The 19,196-nt window shown below is 70.6% G+C and carries 17 protein-coding genes; 5 read left to right on the top strand and 12 right to left on the bottom strand.

The features are described from left to right. Nucleotides 1–54 precede the first annotated feature (54 nt). The 5 genes from ACOTKD_RS00930 to ACOTKD_RS00910 form a co-directional block, all read right to left on the bottom strand. Nucleotides 55–1,212: a serine hydrolase domain-containing protein gene (locus ACOTKD_RS00930; RefSeq protein ID WP_424886861.1), complete on the bottom strand. Its 1,158-nt coding sequence runs from the start codon at nt 1,210–1,212 to the stop codon at nt 55–57. Nucleotides 1,213–1,423: 211 nt separating this feature from the next. Next, on the bottom strand, nt 1,424–2,014 hold the full coding sequence (locus ACOTKD_RS00925) for a hypothetical protein (RefSeq protein ID WP_424886860.1): 591 nt from the start codon (nt 2,012–2,014) through the stop codon (nt 1,424–1,426). Between the two features lie 838 nt (nt 2,015–2,852). Then, entirely contained in the window at nt 2,853–3,950 is a 1,098-nt protein-coding gene (locus ACOTKD_RS00920; RefSeq protein WP_424886859.1) for an acyl-CoA dehydrogenase family protein, read from the bottom strand. Further along, nucleotides 3,950–5,119 (bottom strand): acyl-CoA dehydrogenase family protein, encoded by a 1,170-nt coding sequence (locus ACOTKD_RS00915; RefSeq protein WP_424886858.1) that lies wholly within the window; start codon nt 5,117–5,119, stop codon nt 3,950–3,952. The genes ACOTKD_RS00920 and ACOTKD_RS00915 overlap by 1 nt, the downstream gene beginning before the upstream one ends. Nucleotides 5,120–5,181: 62 nt before the next feature. Then, nucleotides 5,182–6,375, bottom strand: coding sequence for a CaiB/BaiF CoA transferase family protein (locus ACOTKD_RS00910; RefSeq protein ID WP_424886857.1), 1,194 nt, complete (start codon nt 6,373–6,375; stop codon nt 5,182–5,184). Nucleotides 6,376–6,748: 373 nt separating this feature from the next. Here ACOTKD_RS00910 and ACOTKD_RS00905 point away from each other — a divergent pair, with 373 nt between their 5' ends. Then, nucleotides 6,749–8,206: a CoA transferase gene (locus tag ACOTKD_RS00905; RefSeq protein ID WP_424886856.1), complete on the top strand. Its 1,458-nt coding sequence runs from the start codon at nt 6,749–6,751 to the stop codon at nt 8,204–8,206. A gap of 330 nt (nt 8,207–8,536) precedes the next feature. Here the strand turns inward: ACOTKD_RS00905 and ACOTKD_RS00900 are convergent, their stop codons facing one another. The 5 genes from ACOTKD_RS00900 to ACOTKD_RS00880 all read right to left on the bottom strand — a co-directional run bounded on the left by ACOTKD_RS00900 (nt 8,537) and on the right by ACOTKD_RS00880 (nt 12,015). Continuing rightward, nucleotides 8,537–9,550: a LysR family transcriptional regulator gene (locus ACOTKD_RS00900; protein ID WP_424886855.1), complete on the bottom strand. Its 1,014-nt coding sequence runs from the start codon at nt 9,548–9,550 to the stop codon at nt 8,537–8,539. Between the two features lie 34 nt (nt 9,551–9,584). Then, nucleotides 9,585–9,719 carry a hypothetical protein gene (locus ACOTKD_RS00895; RefSeq protein ID WP_424886854.1) on the bottom strand — a complete coding sequence of 45 codons (135 nt, stop codon included), beginning with the start codon at nt 9,717–9,719 and terminating at the stop codon, nt 9,585–9,587. 36 nt (nt 9,720–9,755) lie between these two features. Beyond that, complete coding sequence (locus ACOTKD_RS00890) at nt 9,756–10,160, bottom strand: hypothetical protein (RefSeq protein ID WP_424886853.1); 405 nt, start codon at nt 10,158–10,160, stop codon at nt 9,756–9,758. Between the two features lie 551 nt (nt 10,161–10,711). Beyond that, complete coding sequence (locus ACOTKD_RS00885) at nt 10,712–11,881, bottom strand: methyltransferase domain-containing protein (RefSeq protein ID WP_424886852.1); 1,170 nt, start codon at nt 11,879–11,881, stop codon at nt 10,712–10,714. Next, nucleotides 11,878–12,015, bottom strand: coding sequence for a hypothetical protein (locus ACOTKD_RS00880; protein ID WP_424886851.1), 138 nt, complete (start codon nt 12,013–12,015; stop codon nt 11,878–11,880). Before ACOTKD_RS00880 ends, ACOTKD_RS00885 begins: the two co-directional genes overlap by 4 nt. 298 nt (nt 12,016–12,313) lie before the next feature. Between ACOTKD_RS00880 and ACOTKD_RS00875 the strand changes: the two genes are divergently transcribed. The 3 genes from ACOTKD_RS00875 (at nt 12,314) to ACOTKD_RS00865 (ending at nt 15,779) form a co-directional block, all read left to right on the top strand. Next, a complete protein-coding gene (locus tag ACOTKD_RS00875) occupies nt 12,314–12,529 on the top strand; it encodes a hypothetical protein (RefSeq protein WP_424886850.1) in 216 nt (71 codons plus the stop codon). Between the two features lie 404 nt (nt 12,530–12,933). Beyond that, complete coding sequence (locus ACOTKD_RS00870) at nt 12,934–14,502, top strand: FAD/NAD(P)-binding protein (RefSeq protein ID WP_424886849.1); 1,569 nt, start codon at nt 12,934–12,936, stop codon at nt 14,500–14,502. Beyond that, complete coding sequence (locus tag ACOTKD_RS00865; protein WP_424886848.1) at nt 14,499–15,779, top strand: MFS transporter; 1,281 nt, start codon at nt 14,499–14,501, stop codon at nt 15,777–15,779. Before ACOTKD_RS00870 ends, ACOTKD_RS00865 begins: the two co-directional genes overlap by 4 nt. A gap of 261 nt (nt 15,780–16,040) precedes the next feature. Here the strand turns inward: ACOTKD_RS00865 and ACOTKD_RS00860 are convergent, their stop codons facing one another. Further along, nucleotides 16,041–16,496: a glutaredoxin domain-containing protein gene (locus ACOTKD_RS00860; RefSeq protein ID WP_424886847.1), complete on the bottom strand. Its 456-nt coding sequence runs from the start codon at nt 16,494–16,496 to the stop codon at nt 16,041–16,043. Between the two features lie 207 nt (nt 16,497–16,703). Further along, a complete protein-coding gene (locus ACOTKD_RS00855) occupies nt 16,704–17,639 on the bottom strand; it encodes a hypothetical protein (protein WP_424886846.1) in 936 nt (311 codons plus the stop codon). 267 nt (nt 17,640–17,906) lie between these two features. On the opposite strand from ACOTKD_RS00855, the gene ACOTKD_RS00850 reads away from it, so the two are divergent. Further along, on the top strand, nt 17,907–19,040 hold the full coding sequence (locus tag ACOTKD_RS00850; protein ID WP_424886845.1) for an SGNH/GDSL hydrolase family protein: 1,134 nt from the start codon (nt 17,907–17,909) through the stop codon (nt 19,038–19,040). The last annotated feature ends 156 nt before the right edge of the window (nt 19,041–19,196 follow it).

Genomic DNA, 19,196 nt, shown 5'->3' with positions numbered 1-19,196 from the left:
ATCTGTCGGCGAAGCCCGCGAGCCGTGTTGTTGAGGACTCCATCCAGGGGTGGTTCAGCGGCACAGGCCCGCTTTCACGGCTTCCTCAAGATGCCCCATGGCTTGGCCGGTCTTCGGTTCAAGGGTCATCGCGACACTGGCGGCGCGGCCGTCGTCGGTGGCCGCGGCCCAGGTCCCGTAGCCGGGGATGCCACCGCTGTGACCCCAGGCGATGCGGTTGTCGCCAGGGCGGCACGACAGGGGCATGCTGATGATTCCGAGGCCGGCGCCGTAGCCCTCCACCTTCATGTCAACGGTGGTGCGCATCTGCTTGAGCTGGTCCTCTTCGAGGAGGCGGTTGCCCTCGCCCTCGCCCTTCAGCAGCTCGGAGAAGAAGCGGTTGAGGTCGGAGGTGGTGGAGACCATAGCGCCTCCCGCCCACGACGCGGAGGGGTCGATCTCGGTGACGTCGCGCAGATCCGCGTCCGTGGTTCCCTGACGGTAGCCCCGGGGGTGGCGTTCACGGATGGTCGTCTCGCCGGGAGCGGGGAAGTAGGTGTTGCGCAGCCCGATGGGCTGGATGACGCGCTGGTCGATCTGCTCGGCGAGGGGCCGTCCGGTGACCTTCTGCACGATCAGCCCGGCCACCAGGTAGTTCGTGCTGCTGTATCCCCACTCGCCTTTCGTTCCGGGGGCGAAGACAGCTTCGTGTTTCAGGGCGACGTCCAGGGCGTCGCGGGGGGAGAGGTAGCGGCGTTCGAGGATGTCGTCGGTGACGTCCTCTTCGTAGTCGGGGAGTCCGCTGGTGTGCTGCAGGAGCTGACGCACCGTGATCTTCTGCCCGTCGATCCCCTTCCCGCGCACGAGGCCCGGCAGGTGGCTCTCGACCGAGTCACCGAGCCCGATCTTCCCCTCGCCGACCAGTTGCAGCACGACCACCGCGGTGAAGGTCTTGGTGATGCTGCCGATCCGCACCTGGCCGTCCCGGAGCACCGTCGCATGCGTGTCGCGGTCCCCGACCCCCGCGGTGTAGGTACGGACGTTTCCGTTACGGTCCATCATGCTCGCCAGCGCACCGGGTGCGTGATCGGAGCGCACCAGCGTCTCCAGTCCCTGCCGCACGGGGTCCGGCCGGGTGGCGGTCGCGGGTGCTGCCGCACCGGCGGTGACAGCGGTGACAGCGGTGACGGCGGTGGCCAGGGCGAGGGCGGTGAGGGCGAGGCGTTTACGCATCGAGGTTCCTCCAGCGCAGCGTTGACGGGTCCTGATGGCAAGGCCAACTCTGCTGGGGACGGCTTCCGTTGCTCATCCGTGATCGCCCCGACCGGACCCTGATCCAACCCTGAGCGGATGCCCAGTACCCGGCTACGGGAGCGTGCCGCTCACGACGTGAGGGATGCCGTGGGGACCGGTTGGTGCCGGGCCCCACGGCATCCCCGGGGCGTCACGAGCCGGAGAGCTCGACCATCTCGGTGATCTTGTTGCCCGGGCCGAGCGTCACGTTGTAGTAGTTCTGGCCGGCGCACCATTCCTTGTGGTCCGCCTTGCTCTGATTGTCGTACTGCTCGTGGTTGGGGTCCGCGCACTCCTTGACGTGGCCGATTCCGGAGAGGACCTTGTCGGTCGGCCGCGCCGGGCGGACCTCGGGGCCGTCCTGGCCGATGACGGTCACCTTCGCGTGGTCGTTGTCGAACGCGTAGGTGTTCGTCGCGCCCTCGGGGCGGTAGAAGGCGCCTTCGTCCATCTTCGTGTTGCAGGACACCTTGGCGTCCTGCGCGACGATGTTGTTCATCGCGCCTTCGACGACGTTCACCTTGATGAGCTTGTGGCCCTTGGGCAGCGGTGCGCACGGGTCCTTGTAGCCGTCCTTGCCCTTGTCGCCCTTGTCGCCCTTGCCCCCAGTGGGCTGCGACGGCGCCGCGCTCGCCGAACCCTTGGCGTCGTCCTTGCCGCCGTCCTCGGTGGGCCCGCAGGCGGTCAGTGCGAGTGCGCCGGAGACGACCAGTGCGGCCGCGACGACATGACGAATGGACATGGGGATCCCCTAGGGTGCTGCCCGGCATCGATCGCCGGGGTTGAACGGTGAACTACTTACGAACCGGCCGGAAGCCTATGAGCATGACCATGGCGAAAATCGGCCGTTTGCTCGACCATGATCAAACTGCGACCGAATGACGACGGAGCCGTGTCCGACCTGTGTCCGATTCTCGCCCGACCGTGCGGTGCTGTACCGCTTTCCACGCGTACGCCTGCGCACTTGCCTTCGCCGGCACGTGCGATCAGCTGAAGTACAGCTACTCAAGGCGCTACTGGCAGCATCTTCGGCGTCTGCCCCATGGGAGAGGACAGCTGGACCCAGTGGACGCAGCGTGCGCGGCAGAGCTCGTGGAAGGACGGGAAGCCGGCAGGGAGCTGAGGCTGCAGCAGGCATCCTCTTCCGGGCGTGCGGACGGGCGAACCCGGATCGGCGGCGGGGCGGCCGCTGACCCGGGTGAGGCCACCCACTGGGCGGCACGGGACCCTCGGATCTCCCGGAGTGCTACTTGCGGACCGCCCCTTCGGTGAGCTTGCCCGGTACGCCGCTGACCTTGGCGATTTCTGCGTTCGGAATCCGGGCCGGGCCGACGGCGCTGGAGGCGGCCCTGCCCGTCCCTCCATCCTGTCAGCTGCACATTGCGCCTGCGCTCGATACTCACGGCCCACACGGTAGGCCCGGGTCCTCGCCGGAGCCCGGGCAGCAACGGCGCCCGGCGTGGCCTCTGTGCCGTCCGGCAGCGGCGCCACGTGGCTTCCGCGGACGACCAGGGGGGCCGGGCGGGCTGGGAATCCGGCAGCCGCTGCGGTACGGCACGGCAGGGGGAGGTGGCGCCGCGTCAGGGCGTGGTGGTGAGGGCGGGCCAGAGGGTGGTGGCGGTGACGGATCGGGCCAGGCGGACGGCCCAGCTGTTTTCGTCGCCGTCCTCGTCGCGCCAGGACCACAGCCGTGTGGTGGCGAGGTGGAGCGGGCTGAGGCGCGTGATGCCGATGGCGCCGTGCAGCTGGTGGGCTATCCGGGCGATCTCGGCGGCGGAGGCGGATGCCTGGGTCTTGGCAGCGGCGACGGCGAATGTCGCGGCTGGGCCGCCGGTGTCCAGGGGCACGGCGGCGGCCTGGACGGCGGCGCTGACCAGGGCGGTCTCTTCGATCAGGCGAGCCTGCTCCTGTTTGACGGCCTGGAAACGGCTGAGCGGACGGCCGAACTGGGTGCGGGCGGTGGTGTGGGCGACGGTCAGTTCGGTGCAGCGTTCGGCGGCTCCGGCGATCAGGGCGGCCCGGGCCAGAGCCGCGCGGTGCTCGGCCTCGTCGAGCAGGTGCCGGGGGATCCGGCGGACCTGTGAGGCGGGGATCTCCAGGGCGGTGAGGTGCAGGTCGTCGCGGGGTTCGTCGGCGAGGTTGCCGCCGGGGGTGAGGACAGTCCGGTCCGGGTCGAGGGTGAACAGCACGGGGCCGGAGGGGGCGGTGGCCAGGACGATCACGGCGGTGGCGGCGCGGGCCCAGGGGACGCGGCGCAGGGTGCCGGTGACGAGCAGCGTGTCGTCCTCGCCGGAGCAGCCGGCCGAGCCGACGGCCGAAGCGGCCGGGCGGGCGTATCGGATCGTCAGCTCGGGGGCGATGGCGTAGGTGAGGGCGCCGCCGGGGACGGGGAGGCCGACACGGCGTAGGAGCGGGCGGGCGACCAGCGCGGTTTCGGCGAACGGTGCGGGGACGGCGCGGCGTCCTGCCTCCTGGACGGCGGCGAGGACATCGGCGGTGGAGGCGGTGGGGGAGGGGAGGGGTACGGCGTCCGGGGCGGTGGTGTGGGTGACGGTGGCGATGGTGTCCGGGGCCGCGTAGAAGGCGGTGGTGTCGTAGTCGTCGGCCGGGATGACGGGGGTGTCGGTGTGGATCGTGTGACTGTGGATGGTGTGGGTGTGGACCGTGTGGGTGTTCATCAGTGCCGCTCCAGACCGCGAGTGATGATGCCGCGAAGGATTTCGTTGGTGCCGCCGCGCAGGGTGTAGCCCGGGCTGTGGAGCAGGGCGAAGGCGAGGAGTTCGGAGTGGGTGCCGGGGGTGGCGTGCGGGTCGGCCGGGGTCGGCAGGACGCTGCGCACGGTGTCGACGAGCGCGCCCTCCAGCCGCGTGCCGAGGTCCTTGACCAGGGCGGCCCGGGTGTCGGGCGAGGCTCCGGCATCCAGCGCGGCGGCCACACCGAGGGACAGCCGGCGGACGCTGTGAAGGCGGGCCGTCAGGATGCCGACCTGACGGAGCTGTTCTGCGGTCGCTGCGCGCTGTTCGAGTTCGCGGAGCAGGGAAACCAGCAGTGGGAAGGTGGAGAGGTAGCGTTCCGGGCCGCTGCGTTCGAAGGCCAGTTCGCCGGTGACCTGCTTCCAGCCGTCGCCCTGCCGTCCGAGCAACATGCCGTCGGGGACGTCGGCGCCTTCGAGGTGGAGGGCGTTGAAGCGGTGCTCGCCGCTCATCAGACGGATCGGCTCGATGCGTACGCCCGGGGCACGCAGGTCGACGATGAACTGACTGAGGCCCGCGTGCTTCTCCCCGGTCTCGTCGGTGCGGGCCAGCACGATGGCGTAGTCGTTGACGTGGGCGCCGCCGGTCCACATCTTGGTGCCGGTCAACCGCCATCCCCCGGCGGTGCGTTCGGCGCGCGTGGCGACCGAGGCGAGGTCGGATCCGCTGCTCTTCTCGCTCATGCCGATGGAGAAGAAGCACTGCCCGGCGGCGATCCTCGGCAGGAAGAAGCGGCGCTGCTCCTCGGTGCCGTGCTGGAGGACAGAAGGTCCGGCCTGCCGGTCGGAGACCCAGTGCGCGCTGACCGGGGCGCCGGCGGCGAGCAGTTCCTCGATCACCACGTAGCGCTCCAGGAAGCCGCGGCCGGCGCCGCCGTACTCGGTGGGCAGGGCCATGCCGACCCAGCCGCGCCCGGCGAGGCGGCGGCTGAAGCCGTCATCCCAGCCGGCCAGCCAGGAGTCGGGGCGGCCGAGCACGGTGCCGCGGGCGTGCTCCTCGGCGAGAAAGGCACGGACCTCGCTGCGCAGAGAAAGGGCCGATTCGGGCAGGGTGACGTCGGGGAATACGAGAGGTGATGGCGTCGGAGAAGACATGGTTCATTCGCTCCCGGATTGGTGAATCAATGGTGAATTTCTTTTCCGTACGGAAAACCCGGTCAATTGGCGGGGCGTAGAAGGGAGGGGTCGAAGCCGGCTTCGCGGAGGACCTCGTCGGTGTGCTGGCCGATGCCCGGGCAGGGCCGCAGCTCCGGTTCCGGGTCGGCCGAGTAGCGGACCGGGCGGCCGATGACCCGGTAGCGGCCCTCGGTGGGGTGTTCGGCCTCCTGCAGGAGACCGCCCTCGCGCGCGTACGCGGTGGTGGCTGCGGCCTCCAGGTCGAGCACCGGGGCGGCGGCGATGCCCGCACGGTCGCAGAACTCCTGCCACTCGGCGCTGGTGCGGTGCGGGGTCAGCCCGGCCAGCAGCGGATAGAACTGGTCGGCGTTGCGGGCCCGGTCGGGACCGGTGGAGAAGCGCGGGTCGTCGGCCAGTTCGGGGCGGCCTACGAAGGCGGTGAAGTCCCGCCAGTTGCGGTCGCTGTGCGGCAGGATGCACATCCAGCCGTCGGCGGTGCGCTGGGCGCGGCGCTGCGGGCTGAGCGAGCGGGCCGAGCCGAACTCCCCGTCGGCCTCCAGGGCGGCCGCTCCCAGGTGCTCGACCAGGTTGAAGGCGAGCATGGTGTCGGCCATGGGGACCTCGATGTGCTGGCCGGTGCCGCCGTGCTCCCGGTAGTGCAGCGCGGCCAGTACCGACTGGGCGATCTGCATGCCGCAGATCTTGTCGGCCAGCACGGTGGGGACGTAGTGCGGTTGGCCGGAGACCTTGTGGTTGAGCCAGACCAGGCCGCTGGCCGCCTGGATGATGTCGTCGTAGGCGGCGTGGGTGCCGTAGCGGCTGTCGCTGCGGAATCCCTGGGCGCATGCGTAGATCAGCCGGGGGTTGACGGCCGCGACCTCGTCGTAGCCGAGGCGGAGCTTCTCCAGGGCCTGCGGGCGCAGGTTGGTGATGAAGACGTCGGCGGTGCGCAGCAGGGCGAGCAGGGCATCACGGCCGTGCGGGGCCTTGAGGTCGATGGCGGCGCTGCGCTTGTTGCGGTTCAGGTTCAGCGCCGGGCCGCCCATGCCGGGGTGGCGCCGCGGCGGGTAATGGCGCGTCATGTCGCCGGTGGGCGGCTCGACCTTGATGACGTCCGCGCCCAGGTCGCCGAGTTGCTGGGCGGCGTACGGGGCCATGATGACGCTGGCCAGTTCGATGACGCGTACTCCGGCGAGGAGTCCTCGGCCGGACGGGACGCTCGGCTTCTCGGACATCATTCGGTTCCTCCTGGGGGCGGGTGGCGGTGGCGGGCGGTAGGGGCGGGGCGTCGGGTCGGGTGATACGGGCAGCGGTGCGGTAAACGCAGCCGTGCGGTACGGATGGCTGGAGAGCCGTGCCGTACTGCCTCGTTCCGGCCTCCAGGAAATCCTTCGGGCGCCGGAGCCGTCCAATATTTGTTGGACGCCGTATCGATATGGCAGGGGATATAGCTCCGAGGCGCCGACTCGGCTCATATGGCTGGGGATATCGGTGATTCAGCGAACTGATATTGGACGTAATGAGTCGAGTTCGCTGTGCTGTTGGAGGCCGCCCGGCGAGGGCCGGCCGCCGCGCCCGTCGCGGCCCGTAGTCCCTTGAGGAGAGCCGATGAGGAAAGCTGACATGACCTTCGAACAGCAGCCGAGCGAACAGCAGCCGAGCAGCAGCACCGCGTACGGCGCCCTGGAGAGCCTGTACCGGGAGTTGGGCATCACGGCCCACGACACCGGCGGCACAGTGAAGATCACCGGTGCTGATCCCGTGACACCCTCGGTACACCGGATCGGCGACGCCGCAGCGGCCGCACTGGCCGCGCTGGGCACCGAAGCCGCGGCCGTCCACCGGCAGCGCGGCGGCGCAGCGCAGGACATCACGGTCTCCGTGGAGGCGGCAGTGCGCCAGCTGATGGCGGTGTTCTACACCCGGATGCGGGGCGTCCCGGTCACGCACATGCAGGACGACCCCAACCTGCTGGGCAACAGCGACTTCTACCGCGCCGCCGACGGCCGCTCCGTCTACGTACTGTTCTCCTACCCGCACCTGCGGGACATCGCCTGCCAGGTCCTCGACTGCCCGCCGGACCGGGAGCGGATCGCCGCTGCCGTCGCCCAGTGGGACGCGCTACACCTTGAGGAGGCGATCTGCGAGCGGGGCGGCACCGCGATCGCCGTACGGACCCAGGACGAGTGGCGCCGGCACCCGCAGGGGCGGCTGCTGGCCGACGAACCGCTGATCCGGATCGAGAAGCTGGGCGAGAGCGTGCCGGAGCCGTTCCCGGCGGCGGACGGCAGCCTGCCACTGGCCGGGGTCCGGGTGCTGGACAACACCCATGTGATCGCCGGCCCGATCGCCGCGCGGATCACCGCGGAACTGGGCGCCGACGTGCTGCACCTGTCCGCCCCCGGCCACCCGGACCCGGTCGGCATGATCGTCGAGACCGGCATAGGCAAGCGCGCCGCCTTCTGCGACCTGACCGACCCGGCCCAGGCCGCCGCCTTCTGGTCCACCCTGGCCGGCGCCGACCTCTACGTCAGCAACTACCTGAACCTGGACACCAAGGGTTTCGGCCCGAAGGCGCTGGCCGAGCGGCGGCCCGGGCTGGTCGTGCTGGACTTCCACGGCTGGGGCACCCGGGGCCCGTGGGCGCAGCGGGGCGGTTTCGATCAACTGGCCTCCGCCGCCACCGGTTTCGCCGCCGAAGAGGGTTCCTTCGACGCACCCCGGCTGCCCCCGACCTACTTGCTCAACGACTATCTCGCCGCCGTACTCGGGGCCACCGGAGCGCTGGAGGCACTGCGCCGCCGAGCCCGGGAAGGCGGCAGCTACCGGGTCCATGTCGACCTGGCGAGGGTGTGCATGTGGGTGCAGGACCTCGGGCTGCTGCCACGAGGACAAGCGGACGGACTGCCCGCCCCCGACCCCACACGACCCGGCACCGAGCTGGCCACCGTGCACGGCCCGTACGGCGAGGTCTGCTATCTGCCGACCCAGGTGGACTACTCCTCACTGGCACCGCGCCTGAATCGCACAGCGGAACCCCTGGGCGCCTCACCGCTCGCCTGGTGACTCACGGAACTGCCGCTGCCCGGCATCCCTACGGAAACGCCGCCTCCGGGAAGGACCGCGATGCACCTCTGCGGACCTTGCCCGGAGCGCTCACAGCGGGACCTTGCCCGGAGCGCCGCACCCGCGCACAGCGCTGAACGCCGCCGCCGCACCCCTCCGGGCCCGGAATCCCGGAATCGCAGCTGATCGTCTACCGCTCTGGTCCGGCGGCGCTGCATCGCGAGAACCCCGGCGCCGGTGCCGACCGGCTGCAGGAAGCGCTCGTCAAGGGGACGGCGCACCTGGTCACCGAGATGACAGGCGGAAGAACAGGAGCCGGGCGCCGGGCGGCTACCGGACGGTACGGGGACCGCGCGGATCAGAGAGGCCGGAGCGGTCGCCGGCCTCCTGACCACTCCCACCCGCCCCTTCCTGCAGCTCCTGCACGTGCGCTGCCCCGTCACCCTCGATCTCGGGGCGATGACGCTGCATCAGCTTCAGCAGGGTGGCGACAGCGGGGTCGGCGGCCGGGCGGCTGAGCGCCGCCACCCTGGTCACCAACCGGTCGGCACCGCTCTCGATCGGGATGAAGCGAACCATGGGGTGTCCGAGCGCCGCGATCCGCTCCGGGACGAAGCTCAAGCACACTCCGGCCGCGGTGTAGCCCAGCATGCTGGTCAGGTCCTCGGCCTGGGCGCGGCTGCGCGGGATGAAGCCGGCCTCCCGGCAGGCAGCCTGGATCACCTCGCGGATCTGGGGCATGGCCTGCGGGGCGGCCGTGACGAACTCCTCGTCACCGAGCCGGGAGAGCGGCACCGAGGCGGCCCCGGCGAGTGGATGGCCGAGCGGGACAGCCAGCACGGTACGCTCCTCGGCCACCTCCCGAACCTCCAAATCCGCCAGGTCCGTGACCGGCAGCCGGACCAGCGCCAGGTCCACCGACCCACCCCGGACCTGCTCGGCCAACTCGGCAGAGGCCCGCTGGCGGACGTGCAGCCGGAGGTCCGGCACCTCCCGGGCGGCCACCGCGAGCAGCCGGGGCAGATGCCAGTAGCCCAGGCTGCTCACACAGCCGAGCTGAACCGTGCCCTCGACGCCCCGGGATATGCGCCGGACCCGCGCCACGGCGGCGTGCTGCGCCTCCAGCATCCGCTCGGCATCCGCCGCGAAGGCCGCCCCCGCCGCCGTCAACTGCACGCCCCGGCTGGTGCGCTCCAGCAGCAGTACGCCAAGGCCGCGCTCCAGCCGCTGGATCGCCTGGCTGAGCGGCGGCTGGCTCATCGACAGCCGGCGGGCCGCATGCCCGAAGTGCTGCTCCTCGGCGAGCACCACGAACTGCTCGAGCAGGCGGGGGGTCAACTCCATGACCGGTAACCCTAAGGCGCTCTCCGAGAGCGGATCAAGAAGAAGTGGATTGAGACGGCCCGTCGTGCGCTTCGGCGTATTCGGCGGTGTGCCGCAGGTCGTCGAAGTCGGGCAGCGGCATGTCGCGCAGCCGCAGCACACCGCTGCTCCACGCCGGCGGGGAGCTCACTGCTGCCGACGGCGGGTCGACAGGGTGGTCACCTGGTCATTTCCAGGTGGCGAGGGTGTCGCTGCGACGTGTCCACTTCACCGTCGTTGGCGCTCCGGTGCTCTTGTCGGCGAGGAAGACCGCACATCCGTCGACGCTCTGCCCCTCGGCAGCCGCCTTGTACGCGGTGTCGTCGGCATCCTTGCACCGCTCGAAACGGCGGGTGACCAGAGGTTTGGACGGATCCCCCGTGGGGTCGAGGGTGGTGAGGACCATCAGCTCCGTCAGCTGCTTTCCACCGTCGTAGACCTCGAATTGTGACGAGGTGTCATCGTCGTTCCCCTCAGCGGTCTTCGTCAGCTTGAAGTGCACGTAGTACGGCGTCTTGTCCGCGTACTTCGACGCGTCCTTGAGCCCGGAGAGGTCGGCATTGCTGCCCTTCTCCACCTCTACGACGGTCACGCCGACGGTGCCGGCTCGTTCCCCCTTTACGGTTGCCGTCTCGCCGAACTTCACGGACTGGCCGGAGCCGGAACACGCTGTCAGGGCAAACAGTCCGACGGCAACGACACCAACAGCCCGGCGGCGATTCACAGGCCCTCCCCAGAACAAAGCCTTCCTTTTACCCCGGGGAGCCTACCTCGCATCTGATCATGACCCCGACAACGAGCTCTGAGGTCGGCAGCCGGACAGCCCGGCAGCCCGCTCCACCCTTGCACCGCCTTCTCGTTCCCGTGACCGACGGCAGGCCGGACCGCCGCCGGTACCGGTCGCCCGCCGTTCCAACCGCCGCCGCACTGAGGGGCACGCCCGGCCCGACGACATCGCGAGCAGCCCCGGCTCCCCGTGAACCGGGCGTCCTGGACGGTCAGTCGTGCGCCGCCGTCGCGGGGGTCATGCGGCGGCGCTTCAGTGCTGTGGGCGCGATCGGGTTGGGCGTCGCGGTGCATGCGTGCGACCCGGCCTGGGCAGCGCAGGCGGAAGAGTCGGAAGCCGCCTGCGCCGGCGCTCGATCAGGTCCTGCCGCGGGGGAGTCGGTTCTCGGGCGCGTCGAGCCAGGTGTGGTGCTCTCCGCCGGCGGTGACGGTCAGCCCGAACCGGGTGATCTCTGGGCGCCCGTGCTCGTCCCACCACGAGCGGGCCGTCAGGACCTCGCCCCACAGCGATCGCGGACCCTGCTCCAGGACACTGTCACCCTCGTCCCAGCCGTCACAGCACACGGACGCGAACGAGTCCGCACCGTCCCACAGCAGGATGCGGTGATCGCCCGCGCCGGTCGTGCGCTGCATCGTCAGCCCGGGAACCAGCTGGCCGATGGCAAAGTCCGCGTGCCAGTCGCCGTCAAGGACCTTGTCCGGGTCGGCGGGGGACGCACTCAGCCGCTCCTCCCCATCGCGTGGCGGACGCCCGCCCGGAGCCCGGTGCGCGCGCAGCCACATGTACGAGGCCGTGTGCACGAACCGTCCCTCCGCTGCGCCGTCCGGGCCGACCGCCAGGCGAAGAAGCCCGCTGCTGGAGAACAGCGACCCGTAAGGAGTCAGGATGATGCCGCCCGGCCGGACCTGCTCCCGCCACGCCCGGGGGATGCGTCGCGCGGCCGCGGTGCAGATCAACCGGTCGTACAGGGCCTCCTCGGCGAACCCCTTCTCGCCGTCGCCGCAGACGACCCGGGCGGTGTACCCGGCGGCGCGCAGGTTGCGCTCGGCCTGCTCGGCCAGGCCCTGGTCGACTTCGATCGTGACGACGTTTCCGGGGCCGGCGCGCTCTTCCAGCAGCGCGGTGTTCACGCCCGATCCGGCGCCGACGTCGAGTACCTTGTGGCCGGCCTCCAGGCCGAGGAAGCCGAGCTTGATGCAGACGATGTCCAGGGCGGAGACCGACGAGGTCGCGGCACCGCACACTGTGCCGGTCGTGGTGCGCGGGTCGTGCTCGCCGTCGTCGATCTGGGTGACGACTGCTTTGACGGGGTCGTAGACGGCCGCCGCCCACGCCTGCGGGTCAGCAGGGCAGGACACGGCGCGGTAGCCGCTGCCGGCCCACACCCAGATGTCGTGGGGAACGAACCGCTCGCGTTTGATCGTCAATACCGCCTCGCGGGCCCATGGGGCCCGGTCGAAGCAGCCCGCCGCGGCGAGCTTGTGCACCGCTGAGGTCCGGAGCGCGGTGAAGTCCGGGTCGGTCACTCCTCGTCGTCCTTGCGGTGGTTCCCGCCCCCGGGCGGGGTGCTGCCGTCCGAGGCGGGCTCGCCGTTGCCGCCGCCGTGCTTGTTCGGGTCCCAGTCCTCTTGGGACGCGTTCCCGCCGGAGTGCCTGCCCATGATCTGCGCCTCTTCCGTGCCGGTGAGTCCGGTGAACGGGCCGCAGTCTGCTGCATTCCAGCCAGACGCGGAAGACGGCCGGTGGGCACGGCGGCAGGCGCGCGGCAGCACGACCTCTGCCCAGCGGGTTTTCCAGTAACAGACGCCCCAGGAGCCGGACGAGCACTGCCGGGGCGGCCGGCCAAGGCCGCCCACCGCCCCGCCCCGTGCGGCAGTAGGCTGTGCCGGCCATGTACCTGCACACCGTCGACCAGGACGGCTTGCCGGATGACACGACGGGCGCCGAGTTTCACGAGGCGTGGAGGACCGGTCGCGTCGCCGGGCCGAGCAGGACCGGACCTCCATCGGCACGGACGGCTTCGGGTTCTCCGACACGCGGGAGGCGGTCCGGCACCGCTTCGGTGCCGGCGCCGAGTCGGTGACCCCGGCATCGCTCGGCGCCCTGGCGCCGCGGGGCGAGAGCAAGACCGAAACGGTACGAGAGGCCCCGCGGCGATACGCCCCGGAGCGCTGACCCGACCCTGCACGGGATGCCGGTGTCCGCCGGGCTTCCACCACATCCCGACGGGTGGGTTCAGGCGGCTCCGGAGGCCGTGGGCAGGGCCATGGACCGGACGATCGGGCTCCGTGTACCGCCGGAAACGGGGTCGGTGAAACCCGGTGGGGGAATTATGGCCTCCGTCACTGTGGAACCTCCTCCCGAACTGGTGAGGTGAGCCTTACCGGCCGGGTACGACATCGCCTCTCGCCAGGGGAGTTGAGGTACCGGCTGGATACGCATGCCGGAATTCCCGTGGAGCCGACTGCCGGAGGCCCCGCAGCCGGAAAGAACACCGTGATCCCTCGCGTTCCCTCTCACCGATGCCGGACCGCCGCTCGTGTCGAGGGACGTGTCCACCACACACCGGAGCAGCAGTGTTGAAGAAAAGAACCATCGCCGTCGTCGGAGGCGGTGCCGCGTGCACCGCGTTCCTCGCAGCGTACGCCCGGCAGTTGTCGGGCGACGTGGCCGGCGCGGCGGCGGATGTCATCGTCTTCGAACCAGGGAAGAGCTTCGGCCCCGGCATCGCCTATGCCGAGGACGCCGACACCGCTTTGCTCAACCGGCCCTATTCCGCCATGTCCGTGGACTACGGCGACCCGGGACAGTTCCGGCGCTGGCTCTACCGGCAGACCTCGGCCGGCCAGGCCGGCGACCCGGAGGCGCGGCACACGCCGCGTTCGCACTTCGTCTCCCGCACGCTGTTCGGACAGTACCTGGAGAACGTCTTCTCCCAGTCCCGGGAGGACCTGCGGCTGCTCGGGGCGCAGGTGACGCTCGTACCGTCGGCCGTCGTCGACCTGGCCGTGGAAGCGGTGGAAGCCGGGGGCACCGGGGGGACGGCGGGGGCCGGGGGAAGCGACACCTACCTCCTGACCACCGCCGACGGTGAGCGCTTCGTCGCCGACGAGGTCGTCCTCGCGATCGGCGCCATCGCACCGTCCGATGTCTACGGGCTCAACGGGTCCGCCGGCTTCGTCGCCCAGCCGTACCCCCTGGTCAGCTCGCTGGACGAGGTCGACCGGAGCGCGGAGGTCCTGGTGCTGGGGGCCGGGCTGACGGCGATCGACGTGGCCGTCGTCCTGGCGGACGCCGGGCAGGAGCGCCGGATCACCCTCGCCTCGCGGTCCGGGATGATCCCGGATGTCCGCACCGACCTCGGTACCGGCGAACTGCCGGAATTGCTGGCCGGTGTCCGCCGGTTATTCGCTCGCGGCACCGTCAGCCTGCGCGGCATTCACGAACTCGTCGACGCCACCCTCCGGCTGAGCGGGACAAGCATGCGCGAGGCGCTGTTCCCGTACACCGATTCCTGGTCCGCGCCCGACCTGATGCGCCACCGACTGGAGAACCCGCTTCCCGGCGGCCTGGCGCAGCGTTGCGTCGGTGCCCTCACGCCGTTCTACTCCGAGCTGTGGCGGGCTCTTCCCGAGGCGAGCCGCCGCCTCTTCCTGCGGGAGCACTACCGGACGTACAACTGCCTGCGCAATCCGATGCCGGTGACCAATGCGCACCGGCTGCTCGGCCTCCATGAGGCGGGCCGGCTCGACTTCGCCAGAGGCATCACCCACGTCAAGGCGACCGCGGGCGGCGGCTTCACCGCGACCTTCGCCGACGGGCGCACCGAGCACTTCGACGCGGTCGTCAACGCGGTGGGGCGCACGAACAACACGGCCGCCGCATCCGCCTCCTCGCTGACGTCGCGGCTCGTCCGCAACGGCACCTTCGTCTCCCACCCGCTGGGAGGCATCCGGGTCGACCCCGGGACCAACCAGGTGCGCGGGTCCGCGGGGACGGTGTTCCCCCGGCTCTACGTGCTCGGCGACCTGGCCTCGGGCGAGCACTTCCACGTGAGCTCGATGGAGCTGGTCGCGCGGCAGGCCGCCAAGGTGGCGGCGCAGCTCGTACCGGCCTCGGACCGGCTCCTGGTAGGGGCCGTCGCGTGAAGCAGGCCGGACTGCCGCGGGGGCTGGCCGTCTGCCTGATGTCACTGGTCTTCGTGCCGCAACTGGCCCTCGCCGCCTACGTTCCCGCCCTGCCCGCCATCGGCAAGTCCTTCGGGGTCGGTCCGGGCAGCACCAGCAGCTCACTCGTCGGCTACATGGCCGCGTACGCCGTGTGCATGATCCTCACCGGCAATCTGGCGGACCGCTACGGCTCCCGGCGGGTCCAGCTGACCGGCCTCGTCCTCTTCACCGGTGCGTCCGTGCTCTGCCTGCTGGCCCCCGTGTACGGGGTCTTCGTGGCGGGCCGGGTGCTGCAGGCACTCGGCGCCGGTACGGGCACGGTGATCTCCCGGTTGTGGGTGCAGCGGGCGCTGCCCAAGGAACAGCGGCTGTCCATGCTGACCGCACTCTCCACAGTGATCGCGGTGACCCCGGCCGCGTCGCCCCCGCTGGCGGGCATGGCCGTGGAACACACCTCCTGGCGCGTGCTGTTCGCCTTCATGGCCGTACTCGGGGCCGTCGCCGCCGTCGCGGTCGCCAAGCTCCTGCCGGCCGACGACACCGGCACCGCAACGGACGCCGAGGGGGCCCCGGCCGCTCCCGTGCGGCCGCAGGGAGGGCTCGCCGGGCTGGGCAGGGCGTACCGCACGGTCCTCGCCAACCGTGACTTCACGGTGTTCGCCACTGCCATCAGCCTCGCCTGGTGCACCTACTTCACCTTCACCACCTACTCCAGCGACCTCCTCCAGCTGCGGCTGGGCGCTTCGCCCACCCTCTACGGAGTGCTGTACACACTGGTGATCACGGGCTACGTCGCCGGCAGCACCACGGCGAAGAGGCTGGGCAGGACGCGGTCGCTGGAGTTCATCGCGCGCACCGCCGCCGCGGTGGCGGCGGGCACCGCCGCGCTGATGCCGGTCACGGTGCGCCTGTGGCCGCACAGCACGCTGAGCATCGTCGTGCCGATGGCCGTGTGCATGCTGGGCGTAGGAGCGCTGTTCCCCACCTGCCAGGCCGGGATGATGCGGTACGAGGGCGAGCACGCCGGCGCCGCTTCGGGGTTGTTCTTCTTCCTGCAGATGGCGTCGGGAGCCTGCTACACCGCCCTCACGGGCATCCCGGGATCCCCTGATGCCCCGATGCTCGCCCTGGCCATCGCCCTGCCCGCCCTGGCACTGCTCCTGCTCTGCCTCTTCGCACTGCGAAGCCGCCCCCGAGCCGATCAGGAGCTCTCGGCCGTCCGGAGCGCACGGCCTGTGAAATCGGGCAGCTCCTGATCGGCGGAGGGTTCCGGACCTGTCCATCGGCCGCCGCCTCGTGAGAAGTGGCGGCCGATGGACATGAGCACTCTCGCTCCGCCGGCAGCCCGCCCCGCCCCGTGCCGGCCGCCGCCCGGCCCTGCCGCACCACCGCGGTGGAGGACGTCCGTATTGATCCCGGGGCCGCGACGCGCCAAAACAGGCTGCCACGGTCGACGAGCTGGTGCTGGTCGCAAGTCTGCTGCCCACGTGTTCTCGTCGGTGGGGCGGATCGCAGCCTCAGCGACTGCGCGCACGCGCTCCCACGTAGGAGAGCTGCGCGCGCACCCATTCAAGGCTGGGGTTGACGTACGGCCGGCCCGCCACCACGACGGTCGGTACGGTCTCGTCGCCGTTGGCGGCTGCCCGCACCGCCGCCGCCCCGGCCGGGTCGCGCCAGATGTCGACCCAGTGCAGCCGACGGGCTTTGCGGCCCAATCCGATCCGCAGCCGCAGGCAGTACTTACATCCCGCCCGCCAATAGACGATCGGCCGGCCGTCCACCGCGCTGCGCTCTTGCGCCTCCTGCGCACCGATCGACCGCGGGAACGCCAGTGGCGAGTGCAGCCCCGCGAGCAGGACGAACACCACCAGCAGGGGTACGGCCACGCCGGGCGAGCCCCTGACGACCAGCATGGCCGCAACGAGCACGCCGCAACCCACGAGCAACGCCGGCAACATCCAAGAGCGTGTCATGACGACGCAGGCTACCGATGGCGCAGGCTCAGCTGATCGACGGCCCGCCCATCCGGACCGGGCGTCAAGCACGTAGACGAAACTCACTCCGACGGGATTCGACTCCGTCGGGGAACGGCTCCAGGATCCGGAGTACGAACCCCGACGGCACCTTCCACACTCTGATCGTCATCGCCGCATGCGCTCTCTCAAGTAAGGCCGCTGCATTCAGGCCCGCCCGTCGAACGGAGGCCCCAGCAGAACCTGGGCCCAGCGCGCCGGTCCCGGGCCGGGGCCGCTGACGCAGAACCAGAGCGTGCATGTCCCCGCCGGGTCGTCAAGCGTGGTGAATTCACCGGCCTGACCGTTCTTGGGGAGCTTGGGGCCGTGCTGGCGTTCGTTGACGAGGACCGCCTGGGGCGTGGTCGGCACACTCGGACCAAGGGGACCCAGCCGGCGGGGAGGGAGCCGCAATTGCGCCCCCTTCTCCGACTCGAACATCCCACCGTTGCCATTGCCGAGGCCGTTGCCCATCACGCCGGGAGAGCCCTCCCCGAAGACGCCGGCGGCCTGTTCGCTCGCACCGCGGACGCCGGAGGCGAGGATGCTTGTCCCTTCGACCCCGAAATTGTTCTCGCTCTCCCCGCGGACCCCACCGTCATCGCCTTTCCCGCGGACACCGATACCTGTGGCGCGCCCGCACACAGCCGACGGATCGGCTGCCTCCCAGGCGACGTCCCTGGCCGCGTCCTGCGAGTAGCCGACCACCCCGGGAGCGCCGCGGCCGAAGACCCCGGGCAAGGCAGTGGTGCCGGCACCGAGAATGCCCGCGTGCACTTGCTGCTCCTGCGGCTTGTCGCGGGGCGCGTCATGTACGTAGCCGACCACGCCGTTCGCTCCGACGGCGACGAGGCCGTTGCCCGGCGGAAGGGTACCCAGAGCCCCGCCGGTGGGCAGGGCGACGGTGCCTGCCGCGTGAACCGCGTCGACGCCCTCCGGAACGTCCCTGAGAACCCGGTCGTTCTCGATGGCCACACGCAGTACGTAGTCCTCGCTGTAGCCGTCTGCGTCACTGCCTTTGGCGACGAGGACGGTCCGCTTTTCGCTTTCGTTCGTCCGGCCCACGACCATGTCGTCACCGGCCTTGTCGGCTCCTGCACCCATAGGGGTCCCCCTCCTCAGGACGGCCTGGATTCGATGGTCCCATCCATCGCCCGGTGAGGACGGGCTGTCGCGTGGATGGGGTCCTCTACCCCATGCCGTTCCGGAAGGTGACCGGGGATACATCGATCAGAAGCGCCTGTCACAGGGGAGTTGCGGGCCCGGCCCCCGGACTACCGCATGGGGCGCGCTCTCACACAAGACGGCCCCGGCCGGAACAAGATCCACACGCCTGCTGTTTGCACTGGCATGACTATGACATCGCACTGGGTGGCAGGCTTCCGCTCCGCTCTGATCAGCCCTTACGAGAACTACCAGCTCTTCCCGTCACGGAACTTCACCGACCAGACCGTACGCCAGGTCCTGCGCCTGGACGGCGGTGGCGAAGCCGTTCGCATCCGTCTCAGCAATAGATACGGCAAGGCACCGCTGACCATCGGCGCCGCACGCCTGGCACGGCGCACCGAGGGTCACGGCACCGATCCGGAGACTTCGGCCCTGCTCACCTTCGGAGGGAAGAGCGAGTTCACCCTCGCGGCCGGTGAGGAAGGCGTGAGCGACCCGGTGCCGGGCCGGGTGTCCGCGGGAGAGGAGCTCGCCCTCAGCCTGTACTTCCCGCACGACACGGGGCTCGCGGCCTTCTCCGCGATCGCCTCCGAGACCGGCTTCGTCGCCCCGGGCGACGTGACTGCCGCCCGTTCCCTGGACGGCGCGGAAGAGCTGGTGCTCTCCCGCTACTTCGTCTCCGGCATCGATGTCCTCGCCCCCGAGGGCACTGCGGTCGCGGTGGCCTTCGGCGACTCGTGGATGGAGGGCGCGGGCACCACCCCCGGCTCCAACAGCCGCTTCCCCGACCAGCTCAACCGTCGCCTGGAGCGCGGCTGGGTCGTCAATCAGGGCATCTCCGGGAACCGGCTCCTGACCGACGAGATCGGTGAACACGCCTTCGCACGCCTGCAGCGCGATGTCATCGACGTCCCCGGTGCCACCCACGTCCTGCTCAACTTCGGCCTGAACGACCTCGGCCACCCCGGCTCCATCGACCCGCACTCCCCGCAGCCGCTGCCCACCGTCGATGAGCTCGTCGACGGGTACACCGAGTTGGCCCGCAGGCTGCACGAGGCCGGACTCACCGTCATCGCCCACACGATCGGCCCCTACGCAGGCACCGTCTTCGAGGGCTACGACACCGAGGAAGGCCGGGCCGTCCGACGCAAGGTCAACGACTGGATCCGCACGACCGACGTCTTCGACGCCGTGACGGACGTCGCCGCAGCGGTCGAGGACCCGGCCGACCCGGAGCGGATCCTCCCGGCCTACGACAGCGGCGACCACCTGCACCTCAACGACGAGGGAACGAAGGCGATGGCCGCCGCGGTCGATCTGGCACACCTGAAGCTCTGAACGATGGTGCGGCGCCGGTACGTTGCGGATGGCCGACCGAAGCGACGAGTGGGCCTCGGTATTTGTCCGGCGAACGTCTGACGCGAGCAGAAGCCTTCCGTGCGGGTGAACCGGCACACACGTAGCGACACCACGACGAACTCGCCGGCCGCCGGC

Source organism: Streptomyces sp. XH2, from assembly GCF_049725035.1.
GTDB lineage: Bacteria > Actinomycetota > Actinomycetes > Streptomycetales > Streptomycetaceae > Streptomyces > Streptomyces roseoverticillatus.
This window is presented reverse-complemented; position numbering and strand designations above follow the sequence as displayed.

What these genes read in the sequence shown, in the direction of transcription:
- ACOTKD_RS00930 (WP_424886861.1), bottom strand. Translation starts at nt 1,212, where the DNA reads ATGCGTAAACGCCTCGCCCTCACCGCCCTCGCCCTGGCCACCGCCGTC.
- ACOTKD_RS00925 (WP_424886860.1), bottom strand. Translation starts at nt 2,014, where the DNA reads ATGTCCATTCGTCATGTCGTCGCGGCCGCACTGGTCGTCTCCGGCGCA.
- ACOTKD_RS00920 (WP_424886859.1), bottom strand. Translation starts at nt 3,950, where the DNA reads ATGAACACCCACACGGTCCACACCCACACCATCCACAGTCACACGATC.
- ACOTKD_RS00915 (WP_424886858.1), bottom strand. Translation starts at nt 5,119, where the DNA reads ATGTCTTCTCCGACGCCATCACCTCTCGTATTCCCCGACGTCACCCTG.
- ACOTKD_RS00910 (WP_424886857.1), bottom strand. Translation starts at nt 6,375, where the DNA reads ATGTCCGAGAAGCCGAGCGTCCCGTCCGGCCGAGGACTCCTCGCCGGA.
- ACOTKD_RS00905 (WP_424886856.1), top strand. Translation starts at nt 6,749, where the DNA reads ATGAGGAAAGCTGACATGACCTTCGAACAGCAGCCGAGCGAACAGCAG.
- ACOTKD_RS00900 (WP_424886855.1), bottom strand. Translation starts at nt 9,550, where the DNA reads ATGGAGTTGACCCCCCGCCTGCTCGAGCAGTTCGTGGTGCTCGCCGAG.
- ACOTKD_RS00880 (WP_424886851.1), bottom strand. Translation starts at nt 12,015, where the DNA reads ATGGGCAGGCACTCCGGCGGGAACGCGTCCCAAGAGGACTGGGACCCG.
- ACOTKD_RS00860 (WP_424886847.1), bottom strand. Translation starts at nt 16,496, where the DNA reads ATGACACGCTCTTGGATGTTGCCGGCGTTGCTCGTGGGTTGCGGCGTG.
- ACOTKD_RS00855 (WP_424886846.1), bottom strand. Translation starts at nt 17,639, where the DNA reads ATGGGTGCAGGAGCCGACAAGGCCGGTGACGACATGGTCGTGGGCCGG.